The following is a 16,663-nucleotide window of genomic DNA, read 5'->3' as shown; positions in this document are numbered from 1 at the left end:
AGGAGTCTGGGAGGAGTCATGGCGGGCGGAACCAAGCGACTGCCGCGTGCGGTCCGCGAGCAACAGATGCTGGACGCCGCCGTCGAAGTGTTCTCCGAGCACGGTTTCCACAACACGTCCATGGACGCCATCGCGGCGCGGGCGTCGATCTCCAAGCCGATGCTCTACCTGTACTACGGGTCGAAGGACGAGTTGTTCGCGGCGTGCATCGCGCGCGAGGGGCAGCGGTTCGTCGAGGCGCTCACACCGGCAGGCGACCCCACCCTCGCCCCGCGTGAACAACTGCGGGTCGCGCTCGAGTCGTTCCTCGGCTTCGTCGACGAGCACCGGCCGTCGTGGATGGTCCTCTATCGTCAGGCGTTGTCGCAGCAGGCCTTCGCACCCCAGGTGCAGGGCAGCCGCGACCGGCTGATCGAACTCACCGCGCACCTGCTCGAATCGAGCACGCGCGATCCGGAACCCGACACGAACTTCACGATCATGGCCGTCGCACTCGTCGGTGCGGGTGAGGCCGTCGCCGACCGCATCGCCGGCGGTGAGATCGACGTGCAGCAGGCAGCGGATCTGCTCGAGAACCTCGCCTGGCGTGGTCTTGCGGGACGCAAGCGTTCCGATCAGATGCACTGAACCGTCTCACTGAGAACGCCTCGGCCACAAGGGTATTCGCCACACGAGGGTTCGGGCGGGGCGGAACGCCCCCATCGCGTCCCGCCCCGCCCGAAGTCTCGGTGGTTCCCCGCCCTACCGCAGCGTGGCGGTCAGGTGCGGGTACTGCTTCTTCGGATGCCGCAGTGCCAGATCCCATCCGTCGGCGACGTGCTGCGCATACAGGCTCAGCGACGACGGCAGCAGGACCGGCTTCCCGAACCGCACCGCGTAGGTCACCTTGCCGGGGATCCGTCCTTCGACGGCCGACAGGGTGGCCGCCGCGCTCCACATGCCGTGGGCGATGGTCTTCGGGAATCCGAAGGCCTTGGCGCCCAGGGTCGAGACGTGGATCGGGTTGCGGTCACCGGAGACCGCAGCGTAGCGGTCGATGACCTTCTGGTCGACCCGCAGAGTGGAGGTGGGGACCGGGGGAACCTCCTCCTCCTTCGGCTCCGGCTTGGGCTGACCCGACAGCGACGTGCGCTGCTGGTGCAGGAAGGTCGACGTCTGCCGCCAGACCAACTCGCGTCCGACGTTGACCTCGCTGACGAGATCGACGAGCAGCCCCTTGCGGTGTTCGCGCATGTTCTCCGCGTGCACCGCGATGTCGAGCGGCTCGGTGACCGAGATCGGCCGGAACTGCTCGATCACGTTCTCGGCGTGCACCGAACCGACGGCAGCGAACGGGAAGCCCTTCGACACCATCAGTTTCATGACGAGCGGGAACGTGAGGATGAACGGATAGGTCAGCGGCAGGCTGTCGCCGAACCGCAGCCCGCACACCTTGGTGTACTCGGCGAGATTGTCGGGATCGACCTTCAGCGACCGCAGGACCAGGACGTCGTCGGGCAGGCTGTCGCCCGACGCGCCCACGACGGGCAGCGCCCCGAGCACGGCCCGGCTGTAGATGTCGAAGGTCGACGGCAGCGAGGGCAGTTCGATCCGTGCCATCTAGGCCCCCAGCATGGACTGGCCGCACACGCGCACGACCTGCCCGGTCACGGCGCTCGACGCGGGGTTCGCGAACCACGCGACGGTCTCGGCGACGTCGACGGTCTCGCCGCCCTGCTGCAGCGAGCTCATCAGGCGGCCGGCCTCGCGGGTGGCGACCGGGATCGCGGCCGTCATGGCGGTCTCGATGAAGCCCGGAGCGACGGCGTTGACGGTGATCTTCTTGTCGGCGAGCGCCTCGCTGGTCGCCTGGACGAGGCCGATGACACCGGCCTTCGAGGCGCCGTAGTTGGTCTGGCCGCGGTTACCGGCGATACCGGCGATCGACGACACGTCGACGACCCGGCCACCCTCCTTCAGCGCGCCCTTCTCGACGAGCACGTCGGTGATCTTCTGCGGGGCGATCAGATTCACGCCCATCACGGCGTTCCAGCGAGCGGCGTCCATGTTGACGAGCAGCTTGTCGCGGGTGATGCCGGCGTTGTGGACGATGATGTCGGCGCCGCCGTGACGCTCGAGCAGGTGCGCGGCGAGCTTCTCACCGGCGTCGGGTGCGGTGACGTCGAGCGCGAAGGCGGTGCCGCCGACCTTGTTGGCGGTCTGGGTCAGCGCGTCGCCCGCAGCGGGGACGTCGGCGGCGACGACGGTCGCGCCGTCGCGGGCGAGCACCTCGGCGATCGTCGCGCCGATGCCGCGGGCCGCGCCGGTGACGACCGCGACCTTGCCGGCGAGCGGACGCTCCCACGACTCGGGGGCGGTGGCGTCGCCCTCACCGATGCGGATCACCTGGGCGTCGACGAAAGCCGACTTCGCCGAGAGCAGGAAGCGCAGCGTCGACTCCACACCGGACAGGCCGGTCGCGGCCTTGGGGGAGACGTAGACGAGCTGCACGGTGGCACCGCGACGCAGTTCCTTGCCGACGCTGCGCGTGAAGCCCTCGAGGGCGCGCTGGGCGATGCGCTCGTCGACCGATCGGGCCTCCTCGGGCGTGGTGCCCAGGACGACGACGCGGCCGCTCGGGGCGAGATTGCGCAGGGTGGGCTGGAAGAACGTGAAGAGCTGTTCGAGGCCCGCGGGGTCGGTGATGCCGGTAGCGTCGAAGACGAGTGCGCCGAACTTCGTGTCGGACGGCTCGGCGAACGTGTAGTCGCTCAGGAGGTTGCGGATCGGTTCGACCAGGCGGCCGTTGCCGCCGAGCAGGACGGGGCCGGGGAGCGGGGGCTCGCCGGGCTGGTAGCGCCGGAGCTTCTCGGGCTGTGGCAGACCGAACTGCTTGGCGAGGAACGCTCCGGGTGCGGACGAGATGAGCTGGGCGTAGAGCTTGGGTGCGCCCTTGGCTTCGGCCACGATTCCACCTTCTTCGATTCGGTCGTCGGTGCAGTGTTCGACAGCAAGCGTGTTCGACAACAAACTTACCCGTGAGTAAGAATAGTAGCCAGAATTCGAATCCGTCCGAAACCGGGAGACACCAGTGACCACCAAAGCCCGTTCCACGCAGCAGCGCCGTGTCGCCGTTCTCGGAGGCAACCGGATCCCGTTCGCCCGGTCCGACCGCAAGTACGCCCGCGCGTCCAACCAGGACATGTTCACCGCCACCCTCGACGGTCTCGTCGGCCGTTTCAACCTGCAGGGTGAGCGCCTCGGTGCCGTCGTCGGCGGTGCGGTCCTCAAGCACGCCCGCGACTTCAACCTCGTCCGCGAGAGCGTGCTCGGCAGCGCGTTGAGCCCCTACACCCCGGCCTGGGATCTGCAGCAGGCCTGCGGTACCGGCCTGCAGTCGATCATCGCGGTCGGCGACGCCATCGCCGCCGGACGGATCGAGGCGGGTATCGGCGGCGGCGTCGACACCACCTCCGACGCCCCGATCGCCGTGAACAACCAGCTCCGCGAGTTCCTGCTCTCCCTGAACCGGGCCCGCACCACGGCCGACCGGGTCAAGCTGCTCGGCAACGTCCGCCCGTCGATGCTCGGCATCGAGATCCCGCGCAACGGCGAGCCGCGCACCGGCCTGTCGATGGGTGAGCACGCCGCGATCACCGCCAAGGAGTTCGGCGTCTCCCGCGAGGCGCAGGACGAACTGGCCGTCGCGAGCCACCGCAACATGGCCGCCGCCTACGACCGGGGCTTCTTCGACGACCTCGTCACCCCGTTCCTCGGGCTGACCCGCGACGACAACCTGCGTCCCGATTCGTCGGTCGAGAAGCTGTCGACGCTGAAGCCGGTCTTCGGCACCAAGCTGGGCGACGCCACCATGACCGCCGGCAACTCGACGCCGCTCACCGACGGCGCATCGGCCGCGTTGCTGGCGAGCGAGGAGTGGGCCGCCGAGCGCAAGCTCCCCGTGCTCGCCTACCTCGTGGACTCCGAGACCGCCGCGGTCGACTACATCCACGGTGGAGACGGGTTGCTCATGGCGCCCACCTACGCCATCCCGCGCCTGCTGCAGCGCAACGGCCTGACCCTGCAGGACTTCGACTTCTACGAGATCCACGAGGCGTTCGCCTCCGTGGTGCTCGCCACCCTCCAGGCGTTCGAGTCGGAGGAGTACTGCAAGGGCAAGCTGGGCCTCGACGCCCCGCTCGGCTCGATCGACCGCAGCAAGCTCAACGTCAACGGCTCGTCGCTGGCGGCCGGCCACCCGTTCGCCGCGACCGGCGGCCGGATCGTGGCCTCGCTCGCCAAGATGCTGCACGAGAAGAAGCAGGAGACCGGCAAGCCCGTCCGCGGCCTGATCTCCATCTGCGCCGCAGGTGGACAGGGTGTGACGGCGATTCTCGAGGCCTGATCGACACCCCTCGGAAGTCGTTGAGAAAAAAAGTTCCGTTCGGTGTGTAACGCTCCGCGACGGACAGCGATAGACCCAGCGACCCCGCGCTGCTGCCTGACCCCCGACCTGGTAGCAACGCGGGGTCTTCGCATTCCGGGCGAAGCCGACCGAAGCTGGGGCACTACCCTTGAAACCAGGTAGTCGGCGCGCGAATTCGACAGCGCGTCCAGCTTTGCGAAGGGATCCGGGTGAGCGGCAGCAACGGGACCGACGAGTCCCCTCACGAGCACGACGACGCACGAACCGAGAACGTCGGTTCGACGGCGGAGTCCGCTCGCGAGGCCGAGTCGGCTCCTACCGAGCGTTTCGAAGCGGTCGATCCTCACCGGGAGGTGACCGAGTCTCAGGCGGGCAGTGCCACCGACCAGAAGGCCGACGTCGAAGCCCCGCAGCCGGAAGCTGCCGAGGCCCAGGAGGCGAGTGGAGCGGCGGAGCCGCGGGTCGACGAGCCGAAGACGGAAGACCTGGCTGCCCCGCAGGCCGCCGCTGAGAACACGGAGCAGGCGGCTCCCACGAACCCGGAGCAGGTGGCTCCCACCGGCGCAGACGAGTCCCCGACCGAGAACGTCCATCCCTCGGAGGCGCCCACCGCGGTCATTCCGGTCGTCGCGCCGGGGAACCGGGCACCGGGCGACGGATCGTCCGCCGCCACCGATCGGCTCCTCCGTTCGCAGGGGGAACAGAACCCGGCACAACCCGGCCCCGAACAGCCGGAGGCTCCCGTCCCGCCCACGTCGACGGCGATGCCGTCGGCCGCCCATCCGCCGCAGGGCGACCAGCCGACCCAGCAGATGCAGGCGGGTCCGCCGCCGCAGGGACCGCCTCCCGTCACCCCTCCGCCCACCGGCGGCCCGGGAGGTTCCGGCGGAGACGGCGACGAACCGGGCAGGTCCGGATCGAATCTGCCCCGGCGCACGATCGCGCTCGTCGTCGGTGGCGTCGTCGCGCTGCTCGCCGTGTTCTACGTGGCCGATCTGGCGTTGTCGTCGGGCAAGGTGCCGCGCGGTGTCACCGTCGCAGGTGTCGAGATCGGCGGCATGTCGCTCGATGCGGCCGAGGCAGAGCTCACCGAGCAACTGACGCCGCGGCTCGACATGCCCGTCGACGTCACCGCCGGCGACACGCAGGGGCAGATCGTGCCGTCGGAGGCCGGGATCGGGATCGACTGGCCCGCGACCCTCGACCAGGTGGGTTCGCAGCCGCTCAATCCGTTCACGCGACTCGCGTCGTTCTTCGGGAACGACGAGGTCGGCGTGGTCTCCACGCGCGACGAGGTCGCCCTGTCCGCAGCCATCGAGAAGGCCGCCGCTGCCGCCGCGCACGAGCCGCGCGAGGGCAACATCGTCTTCGAGGACGGCACTCCCGTTCCGGTGACGCCGCAGCCCGGCCAGCAACTCGACGTGGCCGTCGCAGGCGACGTCTTCGCTGAGCGCTGGCCGTACGGTGATGTCTCGCTGCCCGTCGAGAGCGTCGACGTCACCGTCACCCGCGAGGGCCTCGACCGGGCGCTGGCGGAAGTCGCGGTTCCGGCCGTGGCGCAGGATCTGGTCGTCCGGGGGCTCGACGGGGCCGTCGGTGTGCTTCCGCGCGATGCGGTGGGCGCCGTCCTGTCGTTCGTGCCGAACGGTTCGGGAGGACTCGAACCGCAGTACAATCCAGAGGCCGCGATCGGCATCCTCGCGCCGCAGCTCGCGCCGTCGGAGACCGAGCCGAAGGATGCGCGGATCGTCCTCGACGGTGGTCGCCCGACGATCGTGCCCAGCGAGACCGGCGAGATGGTCGACTGGCCCGTCACCCTCGAGAGGTTGCCCGACCTGCTGAAGGAGGAGGGCGACCGCAGCACCGACGCGGTGTACAGGAAGGCCGAACCGGAACTCACCACCGAAGGCGCCGAGAAGCTCGGCATCAAGGAGGTGGTCTCGGAGTTCACCACCAGCGGCTTCGAATACGCGTCAGGCGTCAACATCCGGTTGGCCGCCCAGGAGATCAACGGCGCCATCGTCAAGCCGGGGGACACCTTCTCCTTCAACGACTACACCGGTCCGCGCGGTGCGGCACAGGGGTACATCGAGTCGGGCATCATCGAGTCCGGACGTCCCGGCAAGGCCGTGGGCGGTGGCATCAGCCAGCTCGCGACCACCCTCTACAACGCGACCTACTTCGCGGGTATGGAGGACGTCGAGCATACCGAGCACAGCTACTACATCTCCCGGTACCCTGCGGCCCGCGAGGCCACGATCTACGACGGTGCCATCGACCTGAAGTTTCGCAACCCGTTCGACACGGGCGTCCTGATCCAGACGATCGGCACGAGTTCGGACATCACGGTGCGCATCTGGGGCACGAAGACCGTCGACGTCCAGTCGGTCACCGGCAACCGCACGAACTTCACCTCGCCCAACACGATCACGTTGCCCGCCGGTTCGGCCTGCATCCCGTCGAGCGGCGCGCAGGGCTTCACCGTCACCGACACCCGGATCGTCACCGACGCACGGACGGGCGCGCAGATCTCGAACGCGACGCGCACGGTCCGGTACGACCCGGTCCCGATCGTGAAGTGCATCAGCCCCGAACCGGAACCGAGCGACGAGCCCTCCGGTGGTGGCGACGACGCGACCTCCGGCGACACCGGATCGGAGGACGCCGAGGCCGAGGACGCACCCGCGCCGGAATCGCCTGCGGCCGAGGCGCCGGCAGCGGGTGGAACCGAGGAGGAGTAACCGACGTCCTCGAAACTTCGGGGAGGTTGTGTGCGGCTCCGGTGAGGAAACCGCACACAACCTCCCCTTACTTCGTCACTCGGGAAGCGCCACCACGTCGGGGATCTCGCCGTCGAGGATGCGGAGCTGCGCGTCGCGCAGTTGCTTCTCACCGTGCCGCTGCAACCACGCCTTCCCGGACGGGAAGCGGCCGACCACATGGTGTTTGACGACGTTCACGGCGAAGCGACCCACCGGATACCACGGCGGACGCAGCGGGACCTTCAGTGCGAGGACCCCGGACGGGCCGAGAAGCGTTGTCGCGAGCGACAGTCCGCGTTCGTATTCGTACCGTCGACGCAGTGCCTGGAAACGCGGATACCGCGTGTGGAGCGGGAGTTCGACGAGCGACCGGGCGAGCATATGGCTGTTCTCGTCGGCAGCGGGCGAGGACGACCCGATCTGGTACATCATCCGGAGCCCCGCGCGCTCCTCGAACCGGAGCCACTTCGGGTCGACGCCCATCAGCCACCCGACGTACGCCCACAGGTGCAGGACGGCCTCGGCCTCGCGCCGGGTGTATCGCACACCCAGGACGCGGGTGTGGAGCAGGAAGGTGATCGAGAACAGGCCCAGGGTGCCGGCCTGGTCGAACTGGTTGACCGGTAGTCCGCGGAACTCGGTGTCCCACTCGCCGTCGTGCTCGTGGTGATAGTCGACGAAGGCGTGCATCAGTCGCACGTGCACCGAGAGCGTGAATCCCTCGCCGAACCGTTCGAGACCGCCGTCGGCGACGCACCCGTTCCACCACGTCCCGGTCTCGGCGATGCGCCGGCGGGTGCGCTCGCCGGTGAGGCGACCGGACGACGTCAGCACCGGCAGTGGACCGGAGTTGTTGTATCCGCCGAGCAGCGAGCCGTAGGCGAGGACGTCGCCGACGTCGGATCCGACCCTGCGCAGCGTGCGGGCGCCGAGGGCGATCCTGTCGCGGTCGACCCAGTCGGGGGTGTCCTCGAGCATCTCGAAGTACTTCCGGAGCACGGGAGGGGCGTCGGGGACGGCGTCGACGCCCTCGGCCAGTGCAGTGCGGAACTGCGCGAGGGTGACGGTGCGGTCGCGCCGGATGGCCCGCACCAGTTCGGCGCTGGGTTCGTCGCGCTCGAGCAGGGCGCGCTGCAGGGCGTCCGCTTCCTCGGGCGTGGCGTCGGGAGCGCGTCCCGCGAAGGGGCGCAGGGGTGCGGTGATGCGGGCGGCCTTCTCGCGGTCGCGCATGTACCGAGTCGTCGTCGACGTGCCGGTGATGGTCACAGAGCTCAGAGTGCTACTGACAACAAAGGTTGTCAACGCTGCTCCCGAAAACGACGAGACCGACGTCGTGTGCGAAATCCGTCGGGACATCGCACACAACGTCGGTCTCGTCTATCGCGCTACCGCCGTGAGCGGTTCGATCAGAACGCCGCTTCGTCGAGCTCCATGATGTCGAGGTCGACGTCGGTGATGATCTGACGCGCGACGCTCAGCTCCGGCAGGACGTTCTTGGCGAAGAAGGACGCGGCCGCGACCTTGCCCTCGTAGAACGCCTTGTCCGAGGCGTCGACGCCGTCGTCGAGCGCGGAGAGCGCGATCTCGGCGTGCTCGAGCAGCAGCCAGCCGATCATCAGATCGCCGAACGCCTCGAGGAAGCGGACCGAACCGAGACCGACCTTGTACAGCTCGGTGGGCTGCTCCTGCGCACCCATGAGGTACTGGGTGAGCGTGGCGACCATCGTCTGGGTCTCGCCGAGGGCGGTGGCCAGGAGCGTGCGCTCCTTCTTCAGACGCTGGTCGGCGTCGTCGCGCTCGACGAACTTCTTGATCTCACCGGCGACGTGGGCGAGCGCCACACCGCGGTCGCGGGCGATCTTCCGGAAGAAGAAGTCCTGCGCCTGGATGGCGGTGGTGCCCTCGTACAGCGAGTCGATCTTCGAGTCGCGGATGTACTGCTCGATCGGGTAGTCCTGCAGGAAGCCCGAACCGCCGAGGGTCTGGAGCGAATCCTTCAGGTACTGGTAGGCGCGCTCGGAGCCGCAACCCTTGACGACCGGCAGCAGCAGGTCGTTGATGCGGTGCGCGAGACCGGCGTCGGCGCCCGAGACCTGCTCGGCGACGGAGTCGTCCTGGTGGGCGGCGGTGTACAGGTACACGGCGCGCAGACCCTCGGAGTAGGCCTTCTGCATCGCGAGCGAACGACGGACGTCCGGGTGGTGCATGATCGACACGCGCGGGGCGGTCTTGTCGGACATCTTGGTCAGGTCGGCGCCCTGGATGCGCTCCTTGGCGTAGTCGAGGGCGTTGAGGTAACCGGTCGACAGGGTCGCGATGGCCTTGGTGCCGACCATCATGCGAGCGTGCTCGATGACGTCGAACATCTGCGCGATGCCGTTGTGGACCTCACCGACGAGCCAGCCCTTGGCCGGAACACCGTGGCCACCGAAGGTGACCTCGCAGGTCGCGGAGGCCTTGATGCCCATCTTGTGCTCGACGTTGGTGACGAACACGCCGTTGCGCTCGCCCATCTCGTTCTTCTCGAAGTCGAAGTGGAACTTCGGGACGAAGAACAGCGACAGGCCCTTGGTGCCCGGACCGGCGCCCTCGGGGCGGGCGAGGACGAGGTGGAAGATGTTCTCGAACAGGTCGTCGGAGTCGGCCGAGGTGATGAACCGCTTGACGCCCTCGATGTGCCAGGAGCCGTCGTCCTGCTTGATCGCCTTGGTGCGACCGGCGCCGACATCGGAGCCGGCGTCGGGCTCGGTGAGGACCATGGTGGCGCCCCAGCCGCGCTCGACGCAGGTGGCGGCCCACTGCTTCTGCTCATCGGTGCCGTTGTCGTACAGCACGCCCGCGAAGGCCGGACCGGCCGCGTACATGAACGCCGCCGGCTGGGCGCCGAGCATCATCTCGTTGACGGCCCACAGGAGGCTGCGGGGTGCGTCGGTGCCGCCGATCTCCTCAGGGATGCCCATCGACCAGTAACCGGCGTCCCACCAGGCGCGGAACGACTTCTTGAACGGCTCGGGAAGCGACACCGAATGGGTTTCGGGGTCGAAGACCGGCGGGTTGCGGTCGGCGTCGGCGAAGCCTTCGGCGGCCGGCCCCTCGGCCAGTGCCTTGACCTCGGCGAGGATGCCGCGTGCGGTGTCCTCGTCCAGATCGCCGAACTTGCCGGCTTCGAGGACCTTCTGAATCTTCAGGAATTCGAAGAGGTTGAACTCGAGGTCGCGGAGGTTGCTCTTGTAATGGCCCATGTCGTCGGTGTCTCCCAGTGTGGTGCGGTCCAGCTGGCTTCAAGTACCGCCCAAGTTATTACTCGTCGGTAACATCTCCATGTTACTCGTCAGGCAACTAACTGCCAAGAGGTGGTTTGCTCGCCACGACGAGCACGTCGATCGCGGTTCCCGCATCGGTTTCCCGATATCGCCGTTCGGCAATCCTGATTTCCAATCTGCCGTCGATTTCCTCGACGAGATCGGTTGGTGTGTAGAGGATTTCCTTGTCCTGCGGTCCACCCACGCCCTCGTCGGGATTTATCGCATCGTGCCCCAGGAATATGAGGATTCCTTCAGGTTTCAGCGAATTGATCGCACGGTCGAGAAGCGCCCTCCGCTGTGGCGGAGGGAAATGCAGGAAGGCTAAGAGAATCAGGTCATATCCGCCGTCGAACGAGTCGGCCGTCACATCCGCGAGGACGTAACGGAGCCGGTCCCGCGAACGCGACGGTGCCTGCGCTGCGATCCGGCGGGCCTTGTCGAGGGCGACCTCCGAGAAGTCGACGCCCACGACCTCCCATCCGCGCGTCGCCAGCCACAGGGAGTGACGACCTTCACCGCACCCGAGATCGAGGGCGCGACCGTGCGGCAGCGACGCCACGTGTTCGACGATCACCGGATTGGGCGGTGCGCCCCAGATCAGTTCCGACGCCGCATACTTCTCGTTCCAGTCCCGTGCATCCATACCGCGACGCTAGCCTCGTCCGGTGGACGGGACGGCCGCTTGCGGTACCGGTCACGGAAGCGCATCGTCGGGGCTGCGCTGTGACGAAACCGTGACCTGCGATATCGTTGACCGGATGCGATGTGCCGACACGAGGTACATCGAGGAGGAGGAGTTCGTCTGATGGGTGCACAGATCGCTGTCCCCGCCCCGCTGAGGAACAGCGCGCTGCTCGGTCTGGGTGTGCACCGCCCCGAGCGCATCGTCACCAACGACGAGATCTGCCAGCAGATCGACTCGAGCGACGAATGGATCCAGTCGCGGTCCGGCATCAAGGAGCGCCGCTTCGCGAAGCAGCATCCGGGGGAGTCGGTCGTCGACATGGCGACGAGCTCCGCCGAGCAGGCCCTCGCGGCCGCCGGTCTCACGGGTGCGCAGATCGACACCGTGATCGTCGCGACCTCCACCTACCCCTTCCAGACCCCGCAGGCCGCGGCTCTCGTCGCCGACCGCATCGGCACCGGTGGTGCCGCGGCGCTCGACATCCAGGCCGGCTGCGCAGGCTTCTGCTACGCCCTCGGTGTCGCCTCCGACCTCGTGCGCGCCGGAACGGCCGAGCACGTGCTCGTCGTCGGCGTCGAGCGCATGAGCGACACCACCGAGCCCACCGATCGCTCGGTGCGCTTCATCTTCGGCGACGGTGCCGGTGCCGTGGTCGTCGGCCCGTCCGACGAGGTCGGCGTCGGCCCCACCGTCTGGGGCTCCGACGGTTCCCAGGCCAACGCGATCCGTCAGGAACCCGACTGGGTCGACTTCGCCACCAACCCGAACCAGAAGCGTCCCTGGATCATCATGGAGGGCACCGCGGTCTTCCGCTGGGCCGCCTTCGAGATGAGCAAGTTCGCCCGGCAGATCGCCGACAAGGCCGGCGTGGCCCTCGAGGACCTCGACGCCTTCGTCCCGCACCAGGCCAACCTGCGCATCAACGATGTCATCGTCAAGCAGCTCGAACTGCCCGAGACGGTCGCGGTCGCCGACGACATCATCGAGACAGGCAACACCTCCGCCGCGTCCATCCCGCTGGCGATGGAGAAGATGCTGCGCACCGGTCAGGTCGAGGCCGGATCCACCGCGCTGCTCCTCGCGTTCGGTGCCGGCCTGTCGTACGCGGGCCAGGTCGTGAAGATGCCCCCGCTGGCGAAGTAGGAAGCAGCGGCAGTACGACTTCGTAGCAGTATCGACATATGGCGAGCACTCGCACGTCGTCCATTCCCCGTTGGGTCTGGATCCTGTGCTTCATCGTGGTCAGCGTGGTCGTCGTCCTCCTCGAACCCGTGGGGGACGACGAACCGGCCGGTCCCGGCGGCGGCACGGTCGAGAACCCCTCCGAAGCCCTCGAGGCGCTGGCGGCACTGCCCGTCCGGCCCGCCGAACCGCAGAGTGGCTACGACCGTTCGCTGTTCGGTTCGGCCTGGACCGACGAGGTGACCGTCGACCTGGGGCGCAACGGCTGCGACACCCGTAACGACATCCTCCGGCGCGACCTCGTCGACGTCTCCTTCGAGCCGGGGAAGAAGCAGTGCACGGTCGTCGCCGGCACCCTCGAGGACCCGTACACGGGGAAGACGATCTCCTTCCGTCGAGGGGTCGAGACCTCGTCCGCCGTGCAGATCGACCATGTCGTGGCCCTGTCCGATGCGTGGAAGAAGGGCGCTCGCTATCTGGACGATCAGGCGAAGCGGAACCTCGCGAACGATCCGCGCAACCTGATCGCCGTCGACGGCCCCACCAACCAGGGCAAGGGCGACTCCGACGCGTCGGAGTGGCTGCCGCCGAACACCGCCTACCACTGCGAGTACGTCGTGCGGCAGATCGAGGTGAAGACCGTCTACGAACTGTGGGTCACCCAGGCGGAACACGACGCGATGGCGCGCGTCCTCGCTTCCTGCTGATCACGCCTCCAGCAGGGCCCGCACGATGTCGTCCTCCGACATCAGCACGTGCGCCGCGGCCGGCCCGAGGGGCACGTAGCTGTCGTGGGAGGTGACCCGCGTGATCCGGCCCTGCCACGCATCGTCGACGAGGGTCGCGACGACCGATTCCGCGACCCCTCCGCTGCGCCGTGTCTCGTCGACCACCACCACGCGCTCGAAGCGGCGGACGTGTTCGAGCAGCGCGGTCGTCGGCAGCGGCGACAACCACTGCAGGTCGAGGACGGTCGCTGCGACTCCCGCGCGACGGACGGCCCGCAGACTCATCGGCACCCCGTTCCCGAAGGTCGCCACCAGCACGTCGCGCCCGTCTCCGTAGACGCACACCGATCCCGGTGGGAGTCCGGCGGTGTCGGGAACCTGCTGCCACAGTCCGTCGCCCTCGTCGTAGAGGTCGCGTCGGTGGTACAGCGCGATCGGTTCCAGGTACACGCAGACCCGGCCTTCCCGGCGGGCCAGCTCGACGCACGTGCGCAGCAGGGCACCGGCCGTGGCGGGTGAGCTCGGCACGGCCAGCACGAGACCGGGGATGTCGCGCAGCACCGCGACGGAATCGTCGTTGTGGAAGTGCCCGCCGAAGCCGCGCTGGTAGGGCAGGCCCGCGATGCGCACGACCATCGGATTGCGGTACCGCCCGTCGGAGAAGAACGCCAGACTCGCCGCCTCCCCGCGCAACTGGTCCTCGGCGTTGTGCAGATAGGCCAGGTATTGGATCTCCGGGATCGGCAGCATGCCCGCGACGGCGAAGCCCAGCGCGGTGCCGAGGATCGTCTGTTCGTCGAGCAGGGTGTCGAACACGCGCAGGCGCCCGAAGCGTTCCTGCAGTCCTCGGGTGACCCCGTAGACCCCGCCCTTGAGACCGACGTCCTCACCGAAGACGCAGACGTGGGGATCCTCCTCGAGCAATTGCCCGAGCGTGCGGGTGACGGCCCGGGCGAGCGTGAGCGGTTCACCGGCAGGGTGCGGATCGTCGTCGACGTGCACGAGCCCGGATTCGAGCGGGCGCATCACTTCGGCGGCGGTCGCCAGTCGCGGCGGTCGCCGCAGTGAGTCCGCGACGGAGTCGACCTCGGCCCGTATCCGCTCGTACCGGTCGAGAACCCCTGCGGCATCGAGCACTCCGCGTGCGACGAGTTCACGGGCCGTGCCCACCAGAGGGTCCCGTTCGTGATCGGCGGCGAGATCCGACGGGCTGCGGTAGGCCGACTCGACGTCGGAACCGGCATGACCGAGGAAACGCACCACCCGCACGTGCAACAGGACCGGAGCCCGGGTCGTGCGCACCGTCTCCACGGCATCGGTTGCGGCAGCGAGCATCTCCACCGGATCGGCGCCGTCCACCGACCGGTACTCGATCCCCGGATACGACGACAGCGACCGCTCGAGCCAGCCGGGCGGGGTGGGCACGCTGATGCCGAGTCCGTTGTCCTCGCACACCAGCAGCAACGGCAACGGCAACCCGCGGTGACGGCAGTAGGCGGCCGCGTTCAGGGCGCCGACGGCCGTCGAATGGTTCGCCGAGGCGTCACCGAAACTGCACACCACCACCGAATCCCACGGCCACGCCGCGTCGAGCCCGAGTCGCTGCATCCGCGGGAGCGCGAGGGCGAGACCGACGGCCCGCGGCAGGTGCGAGGCGATGGTCGACGTCTGCGGCAGGATGTTCAGGTCGGCGTTGCCGAACACCTTGTGCCGGCCCGCCGAGATCGGATCGAGCGTGGACGCCGCGCATCCGGCGAGTACGTCGCGGATCGGGGTGCTGCCCTCGACGAACGACCCGCGAGCCGCGTAGAAACCGCCCGAACGGTAGTGCAGCAGAGCGGGATCCGTCACCCGCGTGCACAATCCCAACGCGGCGTTCGATTCGTGGCCCGCCGACGCGATGGTGTAGAAACCCTCGCCGCGTCCCTGCAGGGTGCGGGCCGCGACATCGAGGTGCCGCGACTGCACCTGGGCGTCGAAGTATCGCACCAGCAGATCGTCGTCGACCCGCCGGTCGACCGGACGCGTCGGCGGTGCGTGCCCGGGCAGAGCGCGCACCGCGGTGACGAAACGTTCGTCGAGTTCGTCGGCGGCGGTCACCCCTTCTTTCTACGCCCTGATCACCTCGGAAGGAGGTGGATCGGACCCCCGTCGTTCGGGAACGGCAGCGACGTGAAGTTCATCGGCGCGACGTAGTCGGCCGGCACGTGCCAGCGGAAACGCAGCAGCAGATGGTGCAGCACCGTCTTGATCTCCGCTCCCGAGAAGTGCATGCCCAGGCATCGGTGCGCGCCACCGCCGAAGGGCGCCCACGCGTACTTGTGCACCTTGTCCTCGCGGCGCTCCGGCGAGAACCGCTCGGGATCGAAACGCTCCGGGTCGGGCCACAATTCAGGCATGTGGTGGGAGAAGTGCATCCCGAGATTGAGGAGGGTTCCCTTCGGGACGAAGTGGCCGAGGATCTCGGTGTCCTTCGCCGCGCGTCGCACGACACCCGGCACCGGGGTCACCAGCCGCTGGCATTCCTTGATCACCAGGTCCAGCGAGGTCAGTTCGTCGAGCCGGTCGAAGCTCGGCGTGGTGGTGCCGAGCGCGTCGGACTCCTCGCGGCAGCGCTGCTGCCATTCGGGGAACTGGCCGAGATACTGCATCGCCGTCGACAGTGTGATCGTCGAGGTGTCGTGCGCGGCCATCATCAGGAAGATCATGTGGTTGACCACGTCGTCGTCCGAGAATCGTTCGCCTTCTTCGGATTCGACGTGACAGAACACCGAGAAGATGTCGTCGCCGTCCCCCGCACGACGCGCGGGGAGGTAGTGCCGGAAGAATTTCTCGAGGCGTGCCCGTCCCACGATGCCGCGACGCCACCGCGTGCCCGGAAGCGGGTAGCGCACGATGGCGGTGGCCGCCTGCACGCATCCGATGAAAGCCCGGTTCACCTCGTCCATCTCGCGTGCGGACGACCCCTCGGCGCCGCCCATGAAGATCTCCGTCGCGAGACCCAGGGTCAGTTCCTTGAGCGCCGGGTACACGCGGAAATCGTCGCGCGGTGTCCACCCGTCGAGGGTCCGTTCGATCGACGGGTGCATGCGGTCGGTGTAGAGGGACAGGCGGTCGCGGGTGAACGCCTGCGACATGATGCGACGGTGCGCGGTGTGCTCGTCGCCGTCGAGCAGCATGAGCCCACGGTCGAAGAACGGTCCGATCAGTGCCCGCCATCCCGGTCCGTTCAGCAGCGCGCGGTCGCGGTTCTGCAGGGCCGCGCCGACGGCGTCGGGGCCGAGCAGCACCACCCAGGGATGCCCGGCGAAGCGGAACCACGAGACCGGGCCGTGCTCGTGGTACCGATGCGTATACGCCGCAACGGGATCGCGCATGTACTTCAGCGCGTAACCGACATAGGGGAGGCCGTTGTCGCCGGGGACGGGAGCGAGGCCTGGAGGCGGGGGAGCGAGCATCTTCGTCACGGGCGCATCTCCGGGTGGTCGGAATCTGACGCTGGCTGTAGTCAGATCCAATGTAGCGCGCATCACATCTCGGTTGCGTCGATTCGTCCCACGGGACGGTCGCTGGTCGGGCGTGCGGGTGCGTGCCAT

The 16,663-nt window shown here is 68.3% G+C and carries 12 protein-coding genes; 5 read left to right on the top strand and 7 right to left on the bottom strand.

Features of this window, described 5'->3' with window-relative positions; genetic code table 11:
* Window positions 1–18 precede the first annotated feature (18 nt).
* A complete protein-coding gene (locus CKW34_RS20705; RefSeq protein ID WP_006552668.1) occupies window positions 19–627 on the top strand; it encodes a TetR/AcrR family transcriptional regulator in 609 nt (202 codons plus the stop codon).
* A 114-nt stretch (window positions 628–741) separates the two neighbouring features.
* Here CKW34_RS20705 and CKW34_RS20700 read toward each other — a convergent pair whose 3' ends face one another.
* A complete protein-coding gene (locus CKW34_RS20700; RefSeq protein ID WP_059383790.1) occupies window positions 742–1,599 on the bottom strand; it encodes a MaoC/PaaZ C-terminal domain-containing protein in 858 nt (285 codons plus the stop codon).
* Complete coding sequence (locus tag CKW34_RS20695; protein ID WP_059383865.1) at window positions 1,600–2,946, bottom strand: 3-oxoacyl-ACP reductase; 1,347 nt, start codon at window positions 2,944–2,946, stop codon at window positions 1,600–1,602.
* Between the two features lie 124 nt (window positions 2,947–3,070).
* Here CKW34_RS20695 and CKW34_RS20690 point away from each other — a divergent pair, with 124 nt between their 5' ends.
* Both CKW34_RS20690 and CKW34_RS20685 read left to right on the top strand, forming a co-directional pair.
* Window positions 3,071–4,384, top strand: coding sequence for an acetyl-CoA C-acetyltransferase (locus CKW34_RS20690; protein WP_006552665.1), 1,314 nt, complete (start codon window positions 3,071–3,073; stop codon window positions 4,382–4,384).
* A gap of 230 nt (window positions 4,385–4,614) precedes the next feature.
* Window positions 4,615–7,146 carry a VanW family protein gene (locus tag CKW34_RS20685; protein WP_174479662.1) on the top strand — a complete coding sequence of 844 codons (2,532 nt, stop codon included), beginning with the start codon at window positions 4,615–4,617 and terminating at the stop codon, window positions 7,144–7,146.
* A gap of 75 nt (window positions 7,147–7,221) precedes the next feature.
* Here CKW34_RS20685 and CKW34_RS20680 read toward each other — a convergent pair whose 3' ends face one another.
* The 3 genes from CKW34_RS20680 to CKW34_RS20670 form a co-directional block, all read right to left on the bottom strand.
* Window positions 7,222–8,433, bottom strand: a complete 1,212-nt coding sequence (locus CKW34_RS20680; RefSeq protein ID WP_059383791.1) for an oxygenase MpaB family protein — start codon at window positions 8,431–8,433, stop codon at window positions 7,222–7,224.
* A 140-nt stretch (window positions 8,434–8,573) separates the two neighbouring features.
* Window positions 8,574–10,409, bottom strand: coding sequence for an acyl-CoA dehydrogenase (locus CKW34_RS20675; RefSeq protein WP_059383792.1), 1,836 nt, complete (start codon window positions 10,407–10,409; stop codon window positions 8,574–8,576).
* 97 nt (window positions 10,410–10,506) lie between these two features.
* Window positions 10,507–11,115, bottom strand: a complete 609-nt coding sequence (locus CKW34_RS20670; protein WP_059383793.1) for an SAM-dependent methyltransferase — start codon at window positions 11,113–11,115, stop codon at window positions 10,507–10,509.
* A 162-nt stretch (window positions 11,116–11,277) separates the two neighbouring features.
* On the opposite strand from CKW34_RS20670, the gene CKW34_RS20665 reads away from it, so the two are divergent.
* Both CKW34_RS20665 and CKW34_RS20660 read left to right on the top strand, forming a co-directional pair.
* Window positions 11,278–12,300, top strand: coding sequence for a beta-ketoacyl-ACP synthase III (locus CKW34_RS20665; protein ID WP_059383794.1), 1,023 nt, complete (start codon window positions 11,278–11,280; stop codon window positions 12,298–12,300).
* Between the two features lie 38 nt (window positions 12,301–12,338).
* Window positions 12,339–13,046 (top strand): HNH endonuclease family protein, encoded by a 708-nt coding sequence (locus CKW34_RS20660; RefSeq protein ID WP_059383795.1) that lies wholly within the window; start codon window positions 12,339–12,341, stop codon window positions 13,044–13,046.
* Here the strand turns inward: CKW34_RS20660 and CKW34_RS20655 are convergent, their stop codons facing one another.
* On the bottom strand, window positions 13,047–15,167 hold the full coding sequence (locus CKW34_RS20655; protein ID WP_095092056.1) for a thiamine pyrophosphate-dependent enzyme: 2,121 nt from the start codon (window positions 15,165–15,167) through the stop codon (window positions 13,047–13,049). It abuts the gene before it with no gap.
* A 20-nt stretch (window positions 15,168–15,187) separates the two neighbouring features.
* Entirely contained in the window at window positions 15,188–16,534 is a 1,347-nt protein-coding gene (locus tag CKW34_RS20650; protein ID WP_059383796.1) for a cytochrome P450, read from the bottom strand.
* Between the last annotated feature and the right edge of the window lie 129 nt (window positions 16,535–16,663).

Origin of the sequence: Rhodococcus rhodochrous (genome assembly GCF_900187265.1) — a bacterium.
Taxonomy (GTDB): Bacteria; Actinomycetota; Actinomycetes; order Mycobacteriales; family Mycobacteriaceae; genus Rhodococcus; species Rhodococcus rhodochrous.
The sequence above is the reverse complement of the archived record's forward strand: the minus strand, read 5'-3'. Positions and strand labels throughout refer to the sequence as shown.